This is a genomic window from Curtobacterium sp. ODYSSEY 48 V2 (assembly GCF_023712625.1).
Classification (GTDB): domain Bacteria; phylum Actinomycetota; class Actinomycetes; order Actinomycetales; family Microbacteriaceae; genus Curtobacterium.
On record NZ_JAMAXX010000001.1, the window covers coordinates 310,575 to 332,729 of the forward strand.

Annotated in this window: 19 protein-coding genes; 7 read left to right on the forward strand and 12 right to left on the reverse strand. The window is 72.0% G+C overall.

What is annotated here, in order from left to right; translation table 11 throughout:
- Window positions 1-97 precede the first annotated feature (97 nt).
- Entirely contained in the window at window positions 98-1,057 is a 960-nt protein-coding gene (locus tag M3666_RS01490; RefSeq protein ID WP_251154271.1) for a carbohydrate ABC transporter permease, read from the forward strand.
- Window positions 1,054-1,962, forward strand: a complete 909-nt coding sequence (locus M3666_RS01495) for a carbohydrate ABC transporter permease (RefSeq protein WP_245172021.1) — start codon at window positions 1,054-1,056, stop codon at window positions 1,960-1,962. Before M3666_RS01490 ends, M3666_RS01495 begins: the two co-directional genes overlap by 4 nt.
- Before the next feature lie 328 nt (window positions 1,963-2,290).
- Here the strand turns inward: M3666_RS01495 and M3666_RS01500 are convergent, their stop codons facing one another.
- The 5 genes from M3666_RS01500 to M3666_RS01520 all read right to left on the reverse strand — a co-directional run bounded on the left by M3666_RS01500 (window position 2,291) and on the right by M3666_RS01520 (window position 7,877).
- The gene (locus M3666_RS01500; protein ID WP_081984540.1) at window positions 2,291-3,193 is read right to left on the reverse strand and encodes a carbohydrate ABC transporter permease; all 903 of its coding nucleotides are present in this window, start codon (window positions 3,191-3,193) and stop codon (window positions 2,291-2,293) included.
- Window positions 3,190-4,140: a carbohydrate ABC transporter permease gene (locus tag M3666_RS01505; RefSeq protein ID WP_251154272.1), complete on the reverse strand. Its 951-nt coding sequence runs from the start codon at window positions 4,138-4,140 to the stop codon at window positions 3,190-3,192. The genes M3666_RS01500 and M3666_RS01505 overlap by 4 nt, the downstream gene beginning before the upstream one ends.
- A 9-nt stretch (window positions 4,141-4,149) precedes the next feature.
- Entirely contained in the window at window positions 4,150-5,496 is a 1,347-nt protein-coding gene (locus tag M3666_RS01510) for an ABC transporter substrate-binding protein (protein WP_251154273.1), read from the reverse strand.
- A 41-nt stretch (window positions 5,497-5,537) separates the two neighbouring features.
- On the reverse strand, window positions 5,538-6,854 hold the full coding sequence (melA, locus tag M3666_RS01515) for an alpha-galactosidase (protein WP_251154274.1): 1,317 nt from the start codon (window positions 6,852-6,854) through the stop codon (window positions 5,538-5,540).
- 234 nt (window positions 6,855-7,088) lie between these two features.
- Window positions 7,089-7,877, reverse strand: coding sequence for a DeoR/GlpR family DNA-binding transcription regulator (locus M3666_RS01520; RefSeq protein ID WP_066651508.1), 789 nt, complete (start codon window positions 7,875-7,877; stop codon window positions 7,089-7,091).
- A 158-nt stretch (window positions 7,878-8,035) separates the two neighbouring features.
- Between M3666_RS01520 and M3666_RS01525 the strand changes: the two genes are divergently transcribed.
- From M3666_RS01525 to M3666_RS01540, 4 genes are read left to right on the forward strand one after another with little or no spacing between them, the layout of a single operon-like run.
- A complete protein-coding gene (locus tag M3666_RS01525) occupies window positions 8,036-9,367 on the forward strand; it encodes a D-tagatose-bisphosphate aldolase, class II, non-catalytic subunit (RefSeq protein WP_251154275.1) in 1,332 nt (443 codons plus the stop codon).
- Window positions 9,364-10,497 (forward strand): SIS domain-containing protein, encoded by a 1,134-nt coding sequence (locus M3666_RS01530; protein WP_251154276.1) that lies wholly within the window; start codon window positions 9,364-9,366, stop codon window positions 10,495-10,497. The genes M3666_RS01525 and M3666_RS01530 overlap by 4 nt, the downstream gene beginning before the upstream one ends.
- Window positions 10,494-11,477, forward strand: coding sequence for an N-acetylglucosamine kinase (locus tag M3666_RS01535; RefSeq protein WP_251154277.1), 984 nt, complete (start codon window positions 10,494-10,496; stop codon window positions 11,475-11,477). The genes M3666_RS01530 and M3666_RS01535 overlap by 4 nt, the downstream gene beginning before the upstream one ends.
- Window positions 11,478-11,509: 32 nt before the next feature.
- The gene (locus M3666_RS01540; protein WP_251154278.1) at window positions 11,510-13,015 is read left to right on the forward strand and encodes a glycoside hydrolase family 36 protein; all 1,506 of its coding nucleotides are present in this window, start codon (window positions 11,510-11,512) and stop codon (window positions 13,013-13,015) included.
- Between the two features lie 21 nt (window positions 13,016-13,036).
- Here M3666_RS01540 and M3666_RS01545 read toward each other — a convergent pair whose 3' ends face one another.
- Window positions 13,037-13,966, reverse strand: coding sequence for an NADP-dependent oxidoreductase (locus tag M3666_RS01545; protein ID WP_251154414.1), 930 nt, complete (start codon window positions 13,964-13,966; stop codon window positions 13,037-13,039).
- A gap of 105 nt (window positions 13,967-14,071) precedes the next feature.
- On the opposite strand from M3666_RS01545, the gene M3666_RS01550 reads away from it, so the two are divergent.
- Window positions 14,072-14,584 carry a MarR family winged helix-turn-helix transcriptional regulator gene (locus M3666_RS01550; protein ID WP_251154279.1) on the forward strand — a complete coding sequence of 171 codons (513 nt, stop codon included), beginning with the start codon at window positions 14,072-14,074 and terminating at the stop codon, window positions 14,582-14,584.
- A gap of 1,261 nt (window positions 14,585-15,845) precedes the next feature.
- Here M3666_RS01550 and M3666_RS01555 read toward each other — a convergent pair.
- Genes M3666_RS01555 through M3666_RS01580 form a run of 6 tightly spaced genes read right to left on the reverse strand, consistent with a single transcriptional unit; the run spans window position 15,846 to window position 21,980 of the window.
- Window positions 15,846-16,763: a phosphogluconate dehydrogenase C-terminal domain-containing protein gene (locus M3666_RS01555; RefSeq protein ID WP_251154280.1), complete on the reverse strand. Its 918-nt coding sequence runs from the start codon at window positions 16,761-16,763 to the stop codon at window positions 15,846-15,848.
- Window positions 16,760-17,593 carry a sugar phosphate isomerase/epimerase gene (locus tag M3666_RS01560; protein ID WP_251154281.1) on the reverse strand — a complete coding sequence of 278 codons (834 nt, stop codon included), beginning with the start codon at window positions 17,591-17,593 and terminating at the stop codon, window positions 16,760-16,762. Before M3666_RS01560 ends, M3666_RS01555 begins: the two co-directional genes overlap by 4 nt.
- The gene (locus M3666_RS01565) at window positions 17,590-18,381 is read right to left on the reverse strand and encodes a triose-phosphate isomerase family protein (protein WP_209684564.1); all 792 of its coding nucleotides are present in this window, start codon (window positions 18,379-18,381) and stop codon (window positions 17,590-17,592) included. The genes M3666_RS01560 and M3666_RS01565 overlap by 4 nt, the downstream gene beginning before the upstream one ends.
- Complete coding sequence (locus M3666_RS01570; RefSeq protein ID WP_251154282.1) at window positions 18,381-18,866, reverse strand: ribose-5-phosphate isomerase; 486 nt, start codon at window positions 18,864-18,866, stop codon at window positions 18,381-18,383. The genes M3666_RS01565 and M3666_RS01570 overlap by 1 nt, the downstream gene beginning before the upstream one ends.
- Window positions 18,859-20,595, reverse strand: coding sequence for a dihydroxyacetone kinase family protein (locus M3666_RS01575; protein WP_251154283.1), 1,737 nt, complete (start codon window positions 20,593-20,595; stop codon window positions 18,859-18,861). Before M3666_RS01575 ends, M3666_RS01570 begins: the two co-directional genes overlap by 8 nt.
- Window positions 20,592-21,980, reverse strand: coding sequence for an MFS transporter (locus M3666_RS01580; RefSeq protein WP_251154284.1), 1,389 nt, complete (start codon window positions 21,978-21,980; stop codon window positions 20,592-20,594). The genes M3666_RS01575 and M3666_RS01580 overlap by 4 nt, the downstream gene beginning before the upstream one ends.
- Window positions 21,981-22,155 lie beyond the last annotated feature (175 nt).

Consider the following 22,155-nt stretch of genomic DNA (forward strand, 5'->3'; position numbering starts at 1 on the left):
CGGTCGGGCCCGCGCCCGGCCGGCCGGCTCCGTCCCGTCCGCCCATCCGCACCGCACGGACCACCCGATCCGACCGCCCTGGCCGAGGAGCGACCTGATGACGATCAACACCCAGCAACCGGACGCCACACAGATGGCCGCACCGCCCGACACCAGTCCCGACGGCCCCTCGCGACCGTCGCGGGCACCACGCACCGACGGCATCTGGCCGTGGTTGTTCGTGCTCCCGCTGCTCATCGGCGTCGGGACGTTCTTCATCTGGCCGATCCTCCAGACGTTCTGGTACTCGTTCACGAGCTGGGGCGTGTTCGGCGGCGCCACCTTCACGGGCCTGGCGAACTACGGGCGCCTGCTGACCGACCCGCAGCTGTACCAGTCGCTGGTCAACACGATCGTCTCCACGGTGATCGTCCTGCTCGGCATCCCGATCGCGGTCTGGCTCGCGAGCCTGCTGAACACGCCGGGCCTGCGCTTCGCACAGTTCTACCGCGTGCTGTTCTTCCTGCCCTACGTCGCGATGCCCGCCGCGATCGCCCTGGTGTGGCGCATCATGTACAACGGCGACTTCGGCATCGTGAACTGGTTCCTCGGGCTGGTCGGCATCGACGGCCCGTACTGGATCTCCACCCCGGGCTTCGCGCTCGTCGCGGTGTCCCTCGTCGGCCTGTGGTCGTCGCTCGGCTTCTCGATGATCATCCTCGGTGCCGGGCTCAAGGACATCCCACCCGAGCTGTACGAGGCCGCAGAGCTGGACGGCGCGAGTCGCTGGCGCCAGTTCCACGCGCTCACCGTGCCGCTGCTGACCCCGAGCATCTTCTTCGTGCTCGTCGTCACCACGATCTCGAGCTTCCAGCTGTTCGACCTGCTCTACGCGATCCTCGGCTCCACCAACCCGGTCATCCCGAAGACGATGTCCCTCGTCTTCTACTTCTACAACGCCGGGTTCATCGACAACGACAAGGGCTTCGCGGCTGCCATCGCGATGGTGATCTTCGTGCTCATCGGCATCATCACCGTCGTGCAGTTCCGGGTCCAGCGGAAGTGGGTCCAGTCATGACCGGCATCATCGAAGCGCGCGGCAGCAAGGTCGCGGCGGCCACGAGGGCGGCGAGCCGCAGCCGGGCGCAGACGACGACGCGTCCGGGGCGCCGCGGGGGCAGCCACTGGTGGATCCACGTGGTGCTCGGCATCGGTGGGTTCGTCATGGCGTTCCCGTTCCTGTGGCAGATCGTCATGGCGCTGTCCACGAACGCGCAGGTGACCTCGCCGACGCCGACCTTCTGGCCCGGTGAGCTGCAGTGGAGCAACTTCGCCCGGGTGTTCGAACGGCTCCCCTTCCTCGACCAGCTCGCGACCTCGATCTGGGTGACCCTGATCCGCACCCTGGCGCAGATCGTGCTGTGCACCCTGGCCGGGTACGCGTTCGCCCGCATGCGGTTCCGCGGCCGCGCGGTCATCCTCGGGATCGTGCTGTCGATCCTGCTGGTGCCGTCGCAGGTCTACCTGATCTCGCAGTACCAGATCGTCCAGGGCCTCGGGTGGCTGGACAGCCTGGCCGGCATCGTCGCACCGGGCCTGTTCAGCGCCTTCGGCACCTTCCTGATGCGGACCGCGTTCCTCAACATGCCCGCGGAGCTCGAGGAGGCGGCACGCATGGACGGAGCCAACCCGTTCCAGACCTTCTGGCGGATCATGCTGCCGCTCGCGCGCCCGTCGATCAGCGTGCTCGCGATCACGACCGTGCTCTGGTCGTGGAACGAGCTGCTCTGGCCGCTGGTGGTCTCCACCCGCGCCGAGGACATGCCGCTCGCCGCCGGGCTCGCGACCCTGTCCAGCGACCGGACCATCGACTACCCCCTGCTCATGGCGGCGAGCCTGATGGCGATGGCCCCGGTGCTGATCCTGTTCATCGTGCTGCAGCGGCGGGTGATCGACGGTCTCGCGTCCTCCGGCCTGAAGTGAGCGGTGGCCGACACGGCCACCGGACGGAGCGCCCCTCGGGATCCGAGGGGCGCTCCGTCGTGGTCGCTGCGGCCGCGTGGACGGCCGATGCGCCCGGACGGGAGGCACGGTACCGGCCCGCCCCGCGGCTCCGGTCCGTCCGTGCGCAGGACGGGAGGCGTGGTACCGAGCCGACCCGCGCCTCCCGGCCGGCAGTCCGCGCCCAGCCAGCGGCTCGGTTCCGGGCGGACCCGCGCCTCCCGGCCGGCAGCCGTGCCTGCGGACCGCCCGCACGGACGACGGGAGGCACGGTGCCCGTGAGCACCGTGCCTCCCGTCGTCCGTGCTGCTCAGCCCTTCAGACCGGCCGAGGCCATCGTCGCGACGAACTGCTTCTGCGCCACCAGGAAGAGCAGGATCAGCGGCAGCGTGGCGACCACGTTCCCCGCCATCAGCAGCGACCAGTCGGTCCGCCGCGCCCCCTGGAAGTTCGTCAGACCGAGCTGCAGCGTGAACGAGTCGGCGTCGTTGATCGCCACGAGCGGCCAGACCAGGTCGTTCCACGACCCGAGCAGCGTGAAGATCGCGAGCGTCGCCAACGCGGGACGGGCGAGCGGCAGCACGATCCGGAAGAACACCTGCAGGCGGGTGCACCCGTCGATCTGGCCGGCCTCCTCGAGCTCGGCGGGCAGGGACAGGAAGAACTGCCGCATCAGGAAGATGCCGAACGCCGAGGCGAGCCAGGGCACGATCGCGGCACCGAGGCTGTCCACGAGGTGCAACCGGGCGAACATGACGTACGTCGGGATCATGAGCAGCTGCGACGGGATCATGATCGTCGCGAGGATCGCCAGGAACCCGAACGTCCGCCCCGGGAACCGCAGGCGCGCGAACCCGTACCCGGCCAGCGAGCACAGGACGAGGTGCGAGACGATCGCCGACGCCGACACGATGACCGTGTTGAGGAGCCAGTGCAGGATGTCCGACTCGGCGAACAGGCGCGTGTAGCCCGACAGCGTGAACTGCGTCGGGAGGAACGACGGCGGGAACTTGTTGATCTCCGAGGCCGGTTCGAGCGACGTCATGAACATCTCGACGAACGGCAGCAGGAAGAGGAGCGCCACCGGTGCGAGCAGGAGGTGCCACGGGCTGAACGGCAGGCGACGTCGACGACGGGGTGTGGTGCGCTCCGCCGGTGTCGCGACGGCGTCCGGCCGGTTCGGGGTCTCGAGTACTCGGGTCTCGACGGTCATCGTGACGCGTTCCTTCCGGCTCGGCGCTGCACGAGCGTGACGATCACGGTCGCGGTGAGGGTGACGAAGAACATGCCGTAGGCGATGGCGGACCCGTAGCCGAACTGCAGGTTCTGGAAGGCCGTCTTCCACAGGTAGTAGACGATCGTCTGGGTCGCGTCGAGCGGTCCGCCTCGGGTGGTTGCGTAGACGAGGTCGAAGAGCTGCACGGCCTGCAGGGTCTGGTAGATCCCGACGAACGCGGTGACGGGCGCCAGCTGCGGCCACACCACGCGCCAGAAGGTCTGCCAGTTGTTCGCGCCGTCGATCCGGGCCGCTTCGAGCACGTCGCCGGGGACGTCCTGCAGGGCGGCGAGGTAGATGACGGTCGTGAAGGCCGCCTGCCCCCACAGGGACATGACGACGATCACGACCATCGCCTCGGCGCGGTCCTCGAGCCAGCCCTGGGGCGGGACGTGCAGCACGCGGAGCACGTTGTTGACGATGCCGAACTGCGGGCTGAACAGGTAGGTGGTCAGGATGCCCGTCGCCGCGGCCGAGGCCACGAACGGCACGAAGATCGCCGTGCGGTACAGCCCGATGAACCGGATGCGCCGGTTCAGCGCGACGGCCAGGGCGAGTCCGAGCAGCAGGGACGCGGGGACGAACAGGACCGTGTACAGCAGGGTGTGCACGGCGGCCGCGAGCGCGCTCGCGTCGGTGGCCAGGTCCTGGTAGTTCTCGATGCCGGCGAAGGACGGCGGGCTGAAGCCGTCCCAGCGCTGGAAGGAGAGGACGAGCGCCCAGACCCCTGGGAAGATCGTGAGGCCGAGGACGACCGCCAGGGCCGGGGCGACGAAGCCCCAGCCGGCGAGGCCCTCGCGGGCGGCGGCCGATCGACGTCGGCGCGGTGGCCGCGGCGGCGCGGTGTCGGTGGTCGGACGGGTGCGGAGTGCGGGAGTGGTCACGGGGGCCTCCTAGCCCTGACGGAGTGCCTTGTCGGCGGCGACGGTCGCCTGCCGGAGTGCCTCGGCCGGTTCGCCCTCGCCCTGCAGCACGCGGGACACCGCGTTGCCGAACGCCTCGGACAGGCCGTTGTAGCCGGGCAGGGTCGGGCGGACCTGCTTCGCGTTGGCGGAGTTCGCCTGGATCACGTCGAGTCCGGGCAGGGCGTCGACCTGCTTGCGGAACGCTTCGCTGTCGGCCTCGCTCGACCGCAGCGGCAGGTTGCCGACCGCGACGTTGAACCGCTCGTCCTGCTCGGGCGAGGTCAGCCACTTCGTGAAGTCCTTCGCCCAGTACGCGCGGTTCACGTCGTGGTTGTCGAAGAGGGTCCAGAGGTCCGGCCCGGACACCGTCTGGTGGTCACCGTCGGTGCCGGGGAGCCGCACCACGCCGTAGGAGGTCCCGGCCGTCTGCAGGGCGGAGAGCTCCCACGGACCGGAGGTGATCATGCCGACGCGGTCGCTCTCGAACAGCTGGGCGAACTTCGTGTCCGTCTGGTCGAGGTACACGCTGCGGTCGGTCACGGCCATGGACCGCATGAACTCCAGGGCGTCGACGCCGGCCTTCGAGTCGAACGCGGCGTGCTCGCCGTCCTCGGACAGGATCGAACCGCCGTTCTGCCAGAGGTGCGGCCACATCTGCCAGGTGGTCTCCTCGCTGCCCGAGACCGAGTAGCCGTAGCCGAAGGTCTGGCTGTCCCGGTCCGTCAACGCCTTCGCGGCGCGACGGAAGTCCGACCAGTCCCAGTCCGCCGTCGGGTACGGCTCACCGGCGGCGTCGAAGACGGTCTTGTTGTAGAAGAGCGAGATGTTGTCGACGACCGCGGGGAAGCCGATCACCTTCCGCCCGGTCGGCTGCGCGGTGCCGCGAGCCGCCGGGGAGAACTCGTCCCAGTGCGTGTCCGGGTCCTCCGCCTCGGCGCGCAGGTCGAGCGTCCGCCCGGATCGCTCGAGCTGGCTCGCCCACGACCCGAAGGTGTACGAGATGTCGGGTGAGTCGTTCCCGGCGAACGACGCCGCGAGCTTCTGGAGCAGTTCGTCGGTCGACGAGGCCCCGGAGGACATGTCGATCGTCACGTTCGGGTGCTCGTCCTCGTACTCGTCGACGAGCACCTGCAGGAGCTTCGCCGCCTCGTCGCTCTGGCCCGACCACATGGTCAGGTGGACCGGTGCCGTGGTGTCGAGCTCGGTGGCACCCTGCGGTGCGCAGCCGGTGAGGACCGTCGCGGCGACCGCGATCGCGACGGCGAGCGCGCCGCGTCCGGTGCGGCGGCGGGCGGTGCGTGTGCTGCTGCGTGTGCTGCTGGTGGTGCGTGTCACTGCGGACTCCTTCGTCGTCAGTGGTGCGTCGGCCGGCGAGCTCAGATCCCGCGTGCGGGGATCGTCGCGCGCAGCGGTTCCGGCAGCAGGTCCCCGTGGGCGACGACGAGGTCGTTGCACAGCTCCCAGATCTGCTCGGGCGTGAGCGTCGAGGACGCGTTCGGGTCCATGAGCACCGCCTGCCGGATCGCGACCGGGTCACCCGTCCGCGCGGCGTGCACGGTGAGCTCGTTCACGGAGACGTACGGCCGGTTCAGCGCCGCTGCCTGCACGGGGAGCGCCCCCATCGGGACCGGTGCGATGCCGCCAGCGCCGACCGTGGTCGGGACCTCGACGACGCACCCGTCCGGCAGGTTGTCGATCAGGCCCCTGTTCGGCACGTTCGCGTGGATCTCGCGCTCGGTGCCGGTGACCAGCGAGTGGATGACCTGCGGGGCGTACTCCGAGGCGCCCTCCTCGAGCTGCACGGGTCGGCCGGCCGCCAGGTCGCGCTCGGCGGCCTCGAACTCGGCGACGTTGTCCTCGGAGATGCCGACGTACTCGAGCGGACGCAGGCGGAACCGGTCGACCTGCTCCGGCGAGCGGAGGAACCACGACAGGTACTCGGAGGAGTGCTCGCTCGTCTCGGTCGGGTAGGAGCCGATCCGCTTGAACACCTCGACCCGTACCCGCCGCTCGAGCTCCGGGTCCTGCCGGATGCGCTCGCGGAGCCGCGGGTACAGGTCCTCGCCCTCGTGCGTCCACTCGAGCAACCACGACTGGTGGTTGACGCCTGCTGCGCGGAACCGAGTCTGCTCGACGTCGAGGTCGAGGAGTCCGGCGAGGTCGTGCGCGGTCCAGTAGACGCTGTGGCAGAGCCCGAGCGCCGTGATGTCCGGCGCGACGGTGTCCGCCCACCAGATGTTCATCGCCATCGGGTTCGTGTAGTTGAGCAGGACCGCGTCCGGGGCGACCTCGCGCATGTCCGCGGTCAGCTCGGTGAGGAACGGGAAGGTGCGGAGGGCACGGAAGACGCCGCCGACCCCCGTGGTGTCACCGATGGTCTGGTGCAGGCCGTACCGCTCCGGGATCTCGAGGTCGGTCCGGGTCGCGGCGATCCCGCCGATCTGCACCATGTCGACGACGAAGTCCGCGTCGGCGAGGGCGCGGCGTCGGTCGGTCGTCGCCGTGAGGGTGACCGGCCGGCCGAGGCGCTCGCTCACCTGGCGGGCGGTGGCCTCGGCGACGGCGAGGCGACGCTCGTCGACGTCGAACAGCCGGAGGTCCAGCTCGGGGAGGTCGTCGTACCGGAGGAGGTCGGCGAGCAGCTGTCGCGTGAAGACGACGCTCCCGGCGCCGACGAACACGATGCGGGTCATGGGAAGCCCTTCGTTCGGGGTACCGCCGAGGGACGACGGTCGGGGCCACCCGGCGGGTGGCAGAGGGCACGGAGGGGTGGGAGGTCACGCGTCCCGACGCGGGCTCCTGCGGCGTCCGGGTGCGCGGCCTCGACGGGGTTCGCCGGCCGGGCCCCACGGTAGGGCGCGGTGGGCACGACCACCACGCAGCCTCGCGAAACGCGCAGGACGAGTGCGCGTTCGGGCGTGGAGCGCTCAGGCGATGAGGACCTCGACCCCGGCCGCGGCGATCTGCTCGAGCGCCTCCGCCGGGGCGTGCTCGTCGGTCACCAGGACCGACACGTCGCCGATGTCGGCCATCCGCGCCATCGTCTGCCGCCCGACCTTCGAGCCGTCGCACACCACGACCACGCGGTCGGCGTGCGTCACCATCACGCCGTTCGTCCGCGCCTCGGTGTCGTCGTGCGTGGTGACGCCGCCGGCCGCGCTGATGCCGTCCGTGCCGAGGAACGCCGTCGTGACCTTGAACGCCGCGAACGCGGCCTCGGCCAGGGGACCGACCGCCTCGAGCGAGGTGGCGCGGAGCGTGCCGCCGGTCAGGATCGTCTTCACCCGCGGGCTGCGCGAGACCTCGAGCGCGATGGTCACGGCGTTCGTGATCACCGTCAGACCGTTCCGGTCGCCGAGCGCCCGCACGACCTCCTTCGTGGTGGTCCCCCCGCTGACCGCGACGGCCTGTCGCCCCGGGGGCAGGAGCCGTGCGGCGAGCCGACCGACCGCGCGCTTGGCGGCGTCGGCCTCCGAGGCACGCATCACGACGGGCAGCTCCGGGAGCGCACCGACGGACTCGACCCGGCCGTAGCTGCGCACGACGAGACCGCGCGCCTCGAGCTCGCCGAGGTCGCGTCGGACCGTGGCCGCCGAGACGCCGCAGGCCCGGATCAGCTCGTCGGTGCTCGTCGAGCCCTGCTCCCGCACCCGCTCGAGGATGTCCCGCATCCGGTCCCGCCGCTTGCGGCCGACGTCCGGCGAGTCGTTGTCCATGGACCCATCATGCGCCAGAACGATCACTGCGAATGACCGGAGTGATCGTTGTGGCAGCGGAAGTGATCGGTCGTTGCCGACACTGGGTCCGGACGCGGCGCCGGACGGTGCCGCGTCGGCAGCGCCGCCGACCGCGGCGCACGCACCAGGAGAACCACGTGAACCCCATCACTGCGCTCGTCGCTCGCCACCGTGCCGGATCCGGTGAGGGCATGTACTCGGTCTGCTCGGCGAACCCGTACGTCCTGCGGGCCTCGATGCGCCAGGCACTCGAGGACGACGCCCCCCTGCTCATCGAGGCGACCTCGAACCAGGTCGACCAGTTCGGCGGGTACACCGGCATGACCCCCGCGGACTTCCGGGCCGCGGTGCTCGACCTCGCCGAGGCCGAGGGCTTCCCGGCCGACCGGCTCGTCCTCGGCGGCGACCACCTCGGCCCGAACACGTGGCAGGACCGCCCGGCCGCCGAGGCGATGCCGCTCGCCGTCGACCTCGTCCGCGCCTACGTCACCGCCGGCTACACGAAGATCCACCTCGACTGCAGCATGCCGCTGCAGGGCGAGGTCGCCCCGCTGACCGACGCGGTCGTCGCCGAGCGGGCCGCCGTGCTGCTCGCCGCCGCGGAGTCCGCCGCCACCGACGCCGGGATCGACCGCGACGGCATCGTCTACGTCATCGGCACCGAGGTCCCGACCCCCGGCGGGGCGAAGGAGACGCTGCACGACCTCGAGCCGACCCCGGCGACGGCCGCGGTCGGGACGCTCGACGTGCACCGTGCGGCGTTCGAGCGCGCCGGCCTCGCCGACGTGTGGCCACGCGTCGTCGCGCTCGTCGTGCAGCCCGCGGTGGAGTTCGACCACCTGCAGGTCATCGACTACGTGCCCGAGGCCACGACCGCGCTGCAGGAGGTCATCGAGGCGACGCCCGGACTCGTGTACGAGGCCCACTCGACCGACTACCAGACGCCCGAGGCGCTCCGTGCCCTGGTCGACGACCACTGGGCGGTGCTCAAGGTCGGCCCCGGCCTGACCTTCGGGCTCCGCGAGGCGCTGTTCGCCCTCGACGCCGTCGAGTCCGAACTCGTCCCGGACGGCAGCGCGGTCGACCTGCGCGGCGTCGTCGAGCGTCGGATGCTCGCGGAGCCGGACCGCTGGGAGCGCTACTACGAGGGCGACGCGCACGAGCAGCGCATCGCCCGCACCTACAGCTACAGCGACCGCATGCGCTACTACTGGCCGGACCCGGAGATCACCGCCGCGACCGAGGCGCTCGTCCGCAGCCTCGACGCGGTCGGCATCCCGCTCCCGCTGCTGAGCCAGTACCTGCCCGTGCAGTACGAGCGGGTCCGCGAGGGCCTGCTGCCGAACCGTGCCGAGGACATCGTGCTCGACCGCGTCCGCGACGTCCTGCGTCCGTACGCCGCCGCCGTCGCCCCGCGCGCGCAGGCCACCGGTACGGTCACCACCACCACCAGCAAGGAGTCCCTGTGACCACCACCGCCCCCGTCCGCGCCGACGAGACCGCGACCCACCGCGAGATCCTGCAGCAGCCCGACAGCTGGCAGCGCCTCGTCGCGTCGCTCGACGGCCGCCGTGCCGCGCTCGACGCCTTCCTGCAGCCGCTGCTCGCCGACGAGGACCTGCGCATCGTGCTCACCGGGGCCGGCACCTCGGCCTTCGTCGGGGACATCGCGAGCGTCGACCTGCGCCGCCACCTCGGCCGTCGCGTCGAGTCGATCGCCACGACCGACATCGTCGCCGACCCGCACGGCTCGCTCGGCGACCCCGGCCGGCTGCTCCTGGTCTCGTTCGCCCGCTCGGGCAACAGTCCGGAGAGCGTCGCAGCGACCCGCGTCGTCGACGACGTCGCACCGGGCGCGCACCACCTGGTCGTCACCTGCGACCCCACGGGCGCCCTCGCCCGCGAGCACCGCGGGCAGGACCGGTCCTTCGTCCTCGACATGCCGGCCGAGACGAACGACACCGGCTTCGCGATGACGTCCAGCTTCTCCACGATGCTCCTCGCCGTCCTCCTGGCCTTCCGGCCGGAGCTCGTGGCCGGCACCGGCGCGCTGGTCGCGGCGGCACGGACGATCGCCGGCCTGGAGGCACGGATCGCCTCGCTCGCGGAGGGCACCGAACGCGTCGTGTACCTGGGCAGCGGAGCGCTGCAGGGCCTGGCACGCGAGTCGGCGCTGAAGCTGCTCGAGCTCACCGCCGGCGGGGTCGTGTCGTTCTTCGACACCCCGCTCGGCTTCCGGCACGGCCCGAAGGCCGTCGCGGGTGCGCACACCCTGGTGGTCGTCTACGGCTCGTCGGACCCGTACACAGCGCGGTACGACGCGGACATCCTCCGGGAGCTCCGCGCGGACGGAGCCGTCCGGGTCGTCTCGGTCAGCGGGGACGCGGACGACGAGCGTTCCTTCCCGCTCGACGACCTGGCGGGCCTCGACGACGCGTTCCGCAGCGTCGCCCTGGTCGGCTTCGCCCAGCTCCTCGCCCTCGCCACGTCCGTCGCGCACGGATGCACGCCGGACAACCCGTTCCCGGGCGGCACGGTCAACCGCGTCGTCCAGGGCGTGACCATCCACGACCACCGCGCGGGAGCTGCACGGGCATGACCGTCTTCCTCGGCATGGACGGCGGCGGCACCAAGACCGCGTTCCTGCTCACCGACGGCGAGGGCACCACGCTCGCCGAGTCGCGGCAGCCGGCCTCCTCCTGGTTCGACGCGGGGACCGGTCTCGTCGGCGACGTCGTCCGTGCGGGCGTCGACGCGGTGACATCGGCAGCCGGCATCACCCCGGCGGACATCACGTTCGCGCACTTCGGCATCCCCGGTCACGGGGAGTCGAGTCGTGACACCCCCGTGCTCGACGCCCTCCCCGCCGACGTGCTCGGACACGACCGGTACTCCTGCGGCAACGACATGGTCGGCGGCTGGGCCGGATCGCTGGCCGGCCGCGACGGCGTCAACGTGATCGCCGGCACCGGGTCGATGGCCTACGGCGAGCGCGGCGGCACCGCGCACCGCGTCGGCGGCTGGAGCGAGGTGTTCGGCGACGAGGGGTCCGCGTACTGGGTCGCCGTCCAGGGGCTCAACGCCTTCTCGCGGATGGCGGACGGCCGACTCCCCCGGGGTCCGCTGCACGCACTCGTGCGCGAGCGGGTCGGGGTGACCGAGGACCTCGACCTGATCGGCGTCGTCATGGACGAGTGGGGCGCGGACCGCGGGACCGTCGCCGACCTGGCGAAGGTGGTCGTCGCGGCCGCCGACGCCGGCGACGACGCTGCTGCCGACGTCCTGCACCGCGCCGCCGCGGAGCTCACGACCCTGGTCGGCGCGACGGTCCGCGCGCTCGGCTTCCCCGCCGGCGAGCCGGTCCCCGTGTCGTACTCCGGCGGGCTCTTCCGGGCGCCGCGGTTCCGCGAGGCGTTCGCCACCGCACTGCTCGCCGAGGACACGACCCTCGAGCTCGTCGAACCCCGACACGATCCGACCGTCGGCAGCGTCCTGGTCGCGATGCGCCGGGCCGGGGCACCGATCCCCGAGCGGTTCACCGCGGAGACGGTCCCGGCCACCTCCAGCGCCGCCCGCTGACACCACGCACCGACACCACGAGGAGACCACCCGTGCAGTACACGTTCGAGTTCGACGGCCTCCGGGTGCCCGCGAACGTCTCCGGACCACCCCGCCGGACGGCGGACGGGTGGCTCGTCCCGGCGGGCCCCGTCGCGCTGCTCCACCCCTTCGGGCACCGCGCCGAGTTCTACCGGCACGGCTGGAACTCGTGGAGCCCGAGCGGGTGGACGCGGGTCGACGGCGACACCATCGGGATCAAGGACAGCCCCGAACGCCTGCTGACCGCCGACGACGCCGCGAACGAGACACCGCACGCGCACTCCGGCAGCGCGGTGGGTGCGGTGACCGGTCCGGACGGCGGCACCCTCCTCGTCGGGGCGCTCGGGCTCGGCACCCCGCGGGTCGGCGCCGACGGCAACGTCCTGTGGGCGTCGAGCGAGCAGGACGACGCGGAGTGGTTCGTCGCGTACGGCGCCGAGCAGGACGTCTTCGCCGCGTACGCCGACCGGGTCACCGAGCGGCTCGGTCGCCGGACGGCCCGCGCCGGCACCGTGTGGAGTAGCTGGTACTCGTACTACGAGGACATCACCGAGGACCGGATCGCGCGGGCGGCCGCCGACCTCGAGGGCTACCCGGTCGACGTCTTCCAGCTGGACGACGGGTGGGAGCCGATCGTCGGCGACTGGACGGCGGGGCCCGACTTCCCGAGCGGGATGGCGGCGACCGCACGGACCATCGCGCGCCACGGCTTCCGTCCGGGCATCTGGCTCGCGCCGCTGATCGCCCTGCCGGGCTCGACGATCGCCACCGAGCGCCCCGACCTGCTCGTCGCGGGTGACGACGGCCGTCCGCTCGTCACCGGGCACAACTGGGGGTCGCACTACCACTCGCTCGACACGACGAACCCGGAGGTGACCGACCACCTCCGCGGGGTGTTCGACCGGATCACCGCGGACGGCTACAGCTACCTGAAGCTCGACTTCATGTACGCCGGGGCGATCGCCGGGCACCGACACGTCGACCTGCCCCGCGAACAGGCCTACCGGCAGGCGATCGAGCACATCCGAGCGACCGTCGGCGACGACGTCTACCTGCTCGGGTGCGGGGTCCCGATGATCCCCTCGGTCGGGGTGTTCGACGGAGCCCGTGTCGGACCGGACGTCGCGCCGTTCTGGGACAACGCCGAGCGGGTGGGCGATCCCTCCGGCGAGGGCGCCCGCAACGCGCTGGTGTCCTCGGTCAACCGGGTGTGGATGCGGCGGCTGTACGAGGTGGACCCCGACTCGGTCTACTTCCGCAGTGCGCGGAACCTGCTCGGTCCGGACGAGCGTCGGGCGCTGCAGGACACCGCGGCGGTCCTCGGGTTCCGGTCGACGTCCGACCCCGTCGACTGGCTCCGACCGGAGGAGCGTTCCGAGGCCGCGGACTGGCTCGGCGGGAGCGCCGTGGTCGAGCAGGTCGGCCGGTACGTCTTCCGCCTCGACGACCGGGTGGTCGACCTCACCCCGTACGTCACGGGCGAGCACGCGGTCGACGCGGCGTCCTTCATCGGCTGACCGGCCGGCGGTCGTCGTCCCTCAGACGGTGACGACGACCTTGCCGGCGATCCGCCCGGCCGCGCCCTCGGCGTGCAGCGCCGGGAGGTCCTCGAGCCGGATGCGCCGGGTGACCTCGACCGTCAGCTGCCCGGCGTCGACGAGCGCGACGAGCTCGGCCAGGCGCCCGCGGTCCGGCAGGACGAACACCGTCGCGGCGCGGACGCCCCGGGACTCGTCGTCCGGCGTCGCCATGAACGCCGTGGTGCTCACCACGACCCCGCCGTCACGCACGGCGGCGACGAGCGCCCGGAACTGCTCCGGCTCGATCGGCGCGAGGTTCAGCAGCACGTCGACCGGCTCGTCCACCGCCGCCAGGACGTCGGTCGTGGTGTGGTCGATCACCTGCTGGGCCCCCGCGGCGCGGACCGCGTCGGCGCTCCGCGGGCTCGCGGTGGCGACCACGTGCACGCCGGCACGGACGGCGAGCTGGATCGCGTACTTCCCGACCACGCCACCGGCGCCGTTGATCAGCACGCGCTGGCCCGCCTCGAGGCGACCCTCGTCGAACAGTGCCTGCCATGCCGTCAGCGCCACCGACGGGAGTGCCGCGGCGTCCACGAGCGGGACGCTCGTCGGGGCGGCGACCAGTGCCTCCGCGGGTGTGACGACGTACTCGGCGGCACCGCCGTCGCGTTCCATCGGCAGGAACCCGACGACCGCCTCGCCCACGGCGAGGCCGTCGACGCCCTCGCCCAGCGCGGCGACCGTGCCGGAGACGTCGTAGCCGGGTACGTGCGGCAGCTGGACCGGGATCGGCAGGAACCCGCCGCGCATGCCGTTGTCGGCGGCGTTGTAGGCGGAGGCGGTGACCTGCACCAGCACCTCGCCCGTGCCCGGAACCGGGCGCTCGACGTCCTCGATCCGCAGGACCTCCGGACCGCCGACCTCGTGGAACCGCACTGCCCGCATGGTGTCCTCGTTCATGATGTTCCCCTTCATTGTGTGCTTCGAATTCGAAGCGATGGGTTGACCGTACACCTGCTTCGAGTTCGAAGCAACAGGTAGGATCGGGGCATGGACTCTCCCCCGTCGGCGCTCACCCCGACCCAGCTCGGCGCGTACCTGTCGTTCACCGAGGTCGCGGCCCTGCTGCGCCCGGCGGTCGAGCAGCAGCTCCGCGACGCCGGCGAACTGAGTTACGTGCAGTTCCAGCTGCTCGCCCGGCTGGGCGATGCGCCGGACGGGCGGCTGCGGATGACCGACCTGGCGGACGGGGTCGTCTACAGCCGCAGCGGGCTCACCTACCAGGCACAGGTGCTCGAGCAGCGCGGGCTCGTCACGCGGGGACCGTCACCCGACGACGACCGGAGCACCGTGGTCTCCCTCACCGACGCCGGGCGCGACGCGCTCGCCACCGTGCTGCCCGGGCACATCGCGACGGTGCACGGACTGCTGTTCGCGCACATCAGCGACGACGACGCCGCGCAGCTGGGGGACGTCCTCGGGCGGATCAGCGGGCACCTGCGGCAGCACCCGCCGCGGTCGGCGGGGCGGGGGCGGCGGAAGACGGCGGGCGACTCGACGTGACGACGGCCGGACGGGAGGCGCGGGGCGGGCTGCCCCCGCGCCTCCCGTCCGGCAGTGCCGAGCCGACAGGCGTCCGGTCCGGCCCGAACAGGGGCCTGCGGTGGTCCGGGCCGCCTCAGTAGCCTCGCCGCGTGGAGCACCTGCCGATGAGGACGTCCGTGCACGTCGTGCGGGCGCAGATGCGGACAGGCGGGTCGCTCGAGGCGGCGCGTCCGCTGGTGGGACCTCGCCGTCGACACGGCACTGGCGATCGGTGCGCAGGACGACCGCTCCGCTCGGACACCGGGGTGGCGCCCGACCGTCTCCGTCGCCGACGTGCGCAGCGCCAGACGGGGCGCTGTGGCTCGGTGCGAGCCTCTCGATCCTGGCGCTCGTGGCCGGGGTCGGCAGCTGGGTGACCCCGACGCCCGAGCCGGACCGGCCTCAGGCGGTCCTCCTGGACGCGGCCGCCGAACCCCTGCCGACGCCCACACCGACCACGACGTCGACACCGACCGGTGGCGCACCCCGCGGCGCCCGCGGTCTCCCCGTCGCACCGTTCACCGTCGAGGGCGGGGCCGTGCGCATCGCGCAGTTCGACGAGGAGGACGCGTGGGCGGCGATCTGCGAAGCGGCCATGGGCGACTCCGACTGCCTGGCGTGGGGCATCGTCGCCTCGATCGAGTGCGACCTGCACGTCACGATCGGCTTCGCGGACACGGAGACCGGGCCGGTCACACGTACCCAGGAATGGTCGGTCCGCGTCCGGCCCGGGACCCCCCGCGTTCCTGGCCTCCGTCGCATCGGAGCCGTGGAGCGGCATCGAGGCCGCCGGGTGTCAGCCACGGCCGGAGATCGACGACCACGTCGCGACCTGGTTCCCCACGCAGGACCACGAGGCACAACCCGAGGGGTGCCGGAGCCTCGGCCGCATCGGGTTCGATCTCATCCCGGACCGGGACTGCCCGTCGGCGGACGTGCAGTTCTCCGTGTTCGACGACTCCGGCCGACTCGGCAACCCGCACGACCTCGTGGTCCCCGTCGAGCTCCACGCAGACGTGCCCCTCACCGTGTGGGCCGGTGGGGTCGAGAGCTTCGAGGGGGATGCCGTGCTCACCCGGGTCTCGTGCGTGGCAGCGCCGGACGACGACAGGACGGCCTCAGCGGTGAGTACGCGGGAGGGCACGGGCGGCTCTCCGTGGCCACGCCCGGACAGTGCCTGGTGCCACACCCCGGTGCCTCGTCGTCCTGCCGACGAGGCACCGGGGTGTGACGGGTGCCGTCAGCGCTTGACGGCGTCGATCTTGAGCATCTTGGCGATGACCGAGTCGAGCTCGCTGTCGTCGAAGACCTGCTTCCAGTCCTCCTTGATGAGCTTCTCGCGGCCGTACCCCATCGCGATGTGGCAGGCGTCCGAGAACGGGTTGGAGCCGCGGAGCCCGTTCGTCAGGGCGATCCAGGTGTGGCCGTGGAGCATGGCGCGGGCGGCCTCGCGCGGGACGCCGACGCCGGTGACGGTCTCCTCGAGGGCGTCGTTGAGGAAGTCGCCGATCATGCACGCGATCGTCTCGACCAGGGTGGGCTCGAGGACGGCGAGCTGCTTGACGGTGACCCAGTGCACCTGGATGACCGGCGCGTACATCGTCGTGATCACGGCTTCGGCGATCGCCTTCGCGGTGTCGCCCTCGTCGCCGAGGGACTCGGAGGCGTCGAACGCCGCGATGACCTCCTGCGGAGCGGCGATGCCACCGAAGGTGTCGTCCCACTCCTCCTTGGTGGTGCGCTCCAGGAACACCGAGGGGTGGCACGGGTGCGCGACCGCGTAGTGCACGTCCTCGCGCTCCGCGAGCAGCCCCGCGTACGCGGCAGCCGGGTCGAGCGTCAGGATCGTGGCACCCGGCTTCATGACCGGGACGAGCTGCTCGGAGATGCTGCCGAGCAGGACGTCAGGGACGGCGAGGACCACCACATCGGCGGCCGCGGCGGCGTCGAGGCTGTCGGTGATGGTGCGGCCGAGGTCGCGGATGCGCTCCTGGCCGGCGGGCGAGGCCTCGCTGTAGAGCGTCGTGTACTCGCTCTTGGCGAAGTTGTTCGAGACGCGGGTGCCCATCTTGCCGCCCGCACCGATCACGGCGACGGTGACGTCGGCCGTGCCGGATCCGGCAGCGACGGTGTGCGTGGTGGTGGCGGTGTCGGTCATGATTCCTTGCTCCTGAGGTAGTCGATCGTCTGTTCGGTCCACGCCGCCTCGGTGCGGGTGGTGGTCTGTGCGGGGTCGCCGTCGATCCCGAGGGAGGCGTCCTGCCACGGCAGCCAGAACTCGATCACGCGGTTGATCCCGTTGCGGTGCGGGTCGATCGCGGCACGGACGGCGTCGTGGTCGAGGACGCCGGTGCCGATCGGCACGCCCGTGTACTGGAACCCGACCCAGCCCGGCGACCGGGTGAACCCGGAGTCCTTCACGTGCCAGTTCCGGACCCACGGAGCGGTCAGGGCGACGACCTCGGCGGGGTGCTCGAGTCGGGCGACGGTGTTCGCGGGGTCGAGGCAGATGCCGAGCGCCGGCGACCCGATCCGCGCGACGACGTCGACGAGGTCCGCTGTCGCGACGACCTCGTACGTCTCGAGCGCGAGCGTCACGCCGGCGGCCTGGTAGGCGGGCAGGGCGGCACGGAGGCGACGCTCGGTCTCGTCCGGCCCGGGCAGGTCGTCCCCCGCGCCCCACATCGACCGGACGAGCGTGGCGCCGAGCCGCTCGGCGACGTGCAGGTACCGGGCGAGGTGGTCGGGGTGCGTACCGCGGGTGCCGACCTCGAGCGTCAGCCCGAGCTCGTCGGCGAGGGCACGGACCGCCCCCAGGCGCTCGTCCGACGCGGTGTCGAGCGGCAGGTGGTCGCAGATCTGGAACAGGTCGACGCCGTCGTGGTCGGCGGCGTCGCGGAGGACGTCGTCGAGCGTCATCGGCGCGGGCACCCGGTCGGACATCCGCCAGGTGTACGCGTAGGTCGAGAGACCGAGCAGGGACGTCATGCGTGCACCGCCAGGGACTGTGCCTCGTCGAGGATCGTCGCGACCGCGGACGGGTCGTGGGCGAAGCGGCCGAGGAAGAGGCCGCCGATCCGTCCCTGCCCGCGGGTGAGGAGCCCGGGGCCTGCGCTGCCGCCGTAGATCACGACGCTGCCGACGAGCTCGGGCCTGGTCGCCAGGTGCGCCTCGATCCCGGCCAGCACCGCGACGATGTGCTCGTCCGGAGCGGGCTCGGCCGCACCGATCGCCCAGACCGGCTCGTACGCCGCGATCACCGGACCGGCAAGGCCGTCCGCGGTCGCGGTCCGCAGGAAGCGGTCCAGCTGTGCGGTCACGTCGCGGACGGCATCCGCACTGGAGGCACGGGTCGCCTCACCGACGCAGATCAGCGGACGCAGGTGGTTGCGGAGGGCGGCGTGCACCTTCCCAGCGACGTCCTCGTCCGACTCGTGGAACAGGGAGCGCCGCTCGGCGTGCGCGATCTCGACGAGGTCGACGCCGATCTCCGCCAGTTCGCGCCCGGACACCTCGCCGGTGAAGGCCCCCTCGTCCGCCCATGCCAGGTCCTGCGCGCCGAGCAGCACCCGGCTGCCGTCGAGCAGCTGCCGCACCGGCACGAGCGCCGGGAACGTCGGCACGACGAAGAGCTCGACCGCGCCGGACCGGACGGCCGGGTGGGAGCGGGCGACGTCCGCCACGGCGGCCGTCCACGCGAGTGTCCGGGCGTGCCCGAAGTACATCTTCAGCGACACCCCGATCGTGAGCGGGGCAGCTGCCGTGGACCCGGGCATCAGGCGTCGGACCCGACCGGGGCGGAGCCGTCGTAGGAGCAGATCGCCGCGACCTTCTCGGCGCTCGCCGAGCTCGGGTCGAACGTGTAGCCGAGCCACTCCTTCGCCATCCGACGAGCGACCTCGACCCCGACGACCCGCTGCCCCATGCAGAGCACCTGGGCGTCGTTCGACAGCACCGACCGCTCGACGGAGAACGAGTCGTGGGCCGTCACGGCGCGGATGCCGGGGACCTTGTTCGCGGCGATCGCGACGCCGAGCCCGGTGCCGCAGACCAGGATCGCCCGGTCGGCCTCGCCGTCCGCGACCATGCGGGCCGCGTCCACGGCGACGTGCGGGTACGCGGTGTGCCCGGCGGCGTCGACGCCCACGTCCACCACGGACACGACGCGCGGGTCGGCCTCGAGGTCGCGCTTGATCGTCTCCTTGTACTCGAAGCCGGCGTCGTCGGAGCCGACGACGATGCGGAACTGCTGCTCAAGCATGCTGCTCTTCCTTCTGCGTGGTGAGGGTGCTGAGGACCGCGGCCGTGATGAGGCCGAACGAGATCGCCCCGGCGTCGGGGGTGCCGACCGCGTCCTCGCCGTGGGTGCGCGCGCGGCCCATCCTCGGCAGGAGGTCGGCCGTGCCGTCGGCGGCGGTCGTGGCCGCGGCGGACGCGGCGGACCAGGCGGTCGCGAGGTCGTCGCCGGCGGCGGTCCGGGCGGTGAGGACCTCGTCGAACGGCACGAGAGCGTCGACCATGGTCTTGTCACCGGGCACCGCGCCGAAGGCGAGGACGGCCTCCGTGGCGGCGTGCACCGCCTCCGCGACCTGCGCCGCCGACGGACGCGACTCGTTGCCGAGGACGCGACCGAGTGCCTCCAGTGCGGCGCCCCAGATCGCACCGGACGTCCCGCCCGCCTTGTCGGACCACGCGTCCCCGGCGACGGCCAGGACGGAACCGGCACCGGCACCGCGGTCGGCGGCGTCCCGGGCGGCGCGATCAGCGGCCGTCGAACCGCGCTGCATGCCGATGCCGTGGTCGCCGTCCCCGGCGACCGCGTCGATGCGGCCGAGCTCGTCGACGTGGTCGTCGACCGTGCGGCGGATCGCGGTGACGGCGTCCGCGATGCGCGCGGCGCTGACCCGGGACTCCTCGGAGCCCGGCGTGACCGGGACGACCGTGCCCTGCGCGAGGACCTCGGCAGCGACGGACTCCTGCGGGACGGCGCCGCCCTTGCGGAACGCGGGGCTGTCGGCCGGGGCGGCCCACAGCTGCTCGAGTTCGTCATCGACCCAGAACAGGGTCAGCGAGACACCTGCCATGTCGAACGAGGTGACGAGCTCACCGACCTCGGGCTCGACGAGCACGGCACCCGCGTCGGACAGGAGCCGCTGGACGGCGCCGAAGACGACGAAGAGCTCCTCGTACTTCACGCTGCCGAGACCGTTCAGGACCGGCACGACGCGTGCCCCGGCCGCGGTGACGCCCTCCGGCAGCTCCTCGAGCAGTCGTGCCACGAGCAGGTCGGCGAGTCCGGCCGCGGTGGGCACGGCGGCCTCGGCGATGCCGCGCTCCCCGTGGATCCCCATGCCGATCGCCATCCGACCCTCCGGCACCGTGAAGAGCGGCTCGTCGGAGCCCGGCAGCGAGCACCCGGAGAACGCGACGCCGAAGGACCGCGTACGGTCGTTCGCCCGCGCCGCGATCGCCGCGACTGTGTCGAGGTCGTCGCCCCGTTCGGCCGCCGCGCCGGCGACCTTGAAGACGCAGAGGTCACCGGCGATGCCACGTCGTTCGTGCGCGCGCTCCGCTCGGGCGGACGCCACGTCGTCGGTCACGCGGACGGTCCGCACAGCGATGCCGGCGTCGGTGAGCGTCCGCGACGCGGCGTCGAAGTTGAGGACGTCGCCGGCGTAGTTGCCGTAGGACAGCAGCACGCCGCCGCCGTGCTCGGACGCCTTCGCGACCGCCGTCACCTGCTGGGCGGACGGGCTGGCGAACAGGTTGCCCATCGCGGCACCGGCGGCGAGACCGTGCCCGACGAGGCCGCCGAACGCCGGGTAGTGGCCCGAGCCGCCGCCGACCACGAGCGCGACGGTGCCGGCCGGGCTGGTGGTCGAGCGGGCGACGCCGCCGTGCACCCGGCGCACCCACCGCTGGTTCGCGGCGACGAAACCGTCCACCATCTCGTCGGCGAAGTCCGCGGGGTCGTTGTACAGGCGGGTCATGCCCGGGCCTCCTCGGTGTCCGCGGCGACCGGCGTCGGTGCCGCGAGCGAACCGTCCGACCGGCGGGTGTGGCGGGCGAGCAGGACCATGAGCAGGCTCGAGAGCAGCATGAAGAACCCGACGATGAACATCGGCACCTGGTAGCCACCGGTCGCCTCGCTCACCGCACCGGTGATGTACGGCGCAGCGAACCCGCCGAGGTTGCCGAGCGTGTTGATGAGGGCGACACCCGCTGCAGCGGCCGCACCGGAGAGGAACTGGGTCGGGACGGTCCAGAAGTTCGGCAGGGCGGCGAAGATGGCGCAGGCGGTGACCGCGATGACGGCGACGGTCGCGGCGGGCGAGTTCATGTAGAGCGCTACCGGGATCGAGAGTCCGCCGACGAGCGCCGGGAGCGCGATGTGCCAGACCCGCACCCCGCGACGGAACGCGTCACGGGACCAGAAGTAGAGCACGACGGCCGCGGGCACGTACGGGATCGCGGTGATCAGGCCCTTCTCGAACAGGTCGAACGTGGTGCCGAACTGCTCCTGGAACCCGTCGATGATGGTCGGCAGGAAGAAGCTCAGTGCGTAGAGGCCGTAGATGAAGCCGAAGTAGACGCCGGCGAGCATCCACACCCGACCGGAACCGAACGCGGTCTTGAGTCCGCCCTTCGCACCGTGACCGGCGGTCTTCGACGCGTTCTCCTTCGCGAGGGCCGTCTCGAGCCACTGCTTCTCGTCGGCGTCGAGCCACTTCGCCTGTGACGGCTTGTCCTTCAGGACGAAGAGGCACAGGACGCCGACGACGATCGCGGGGATCGAGACGCAGAGGAACATGAAGCGCCAGCCGGCCAGGCCACCGAGCAGACCTTCGTGGGTCATCAGCCAACCGGCGAGCGGCGACCCGATGACGCTGGTGAGCGGCTGTGCAAGGTAGAACAGCGCGAGCATCTTGCCGCGGTGGCGGGCCGGGACCCACGTCGACAGGAACAGGATCGCGCCCGGGAAGAAGCCGGCCTCGGCCACGCCGAGCAGGAAGCGCAGGCCGACGAGCTGCGGGTAGTTCTGCACCCAGGTGAAGAGCAGCGAGACGATGCCCCACGTGATCATGATGCGGGCGAGCCAGACCCGCGCGCCGAACTTGTGGAGCGCCAGGTTGGACGGGACCTCGAGCACGAGGTAGCCGATGAAGAACACCCCGGACGCGAAGCCGAACTGCGCCGCGGTGAGGCCGAGATCGGCCTCCATGCCGTTCGGCGCGGCGAACGAGATCGCGGTGCGGTCGAGGAAGTTGATGAAGAACATCAGTGCCACGAAGGGCACGATGCGGATCGCGATCTTGCGGATGGCTGTCTTCTCGACAGCCGAGGTGGGGATGCCTCTCGTCGCGGGGATGTCCACGGTGACTCCTGCTCGGGATGGGTGCTCGGCAACGATGCCGGTACGCCGGGTCGGGAAGGTCCGGGCGTGGGACCGGCCGGACCAGCGCATCGGTGCGCGGAGGCCAGTCTCGACTCCGCGGAGTCACTTGTCAACCGGTTGACCAATCACCGGGTCTGCTCGGACATCGCCTGAG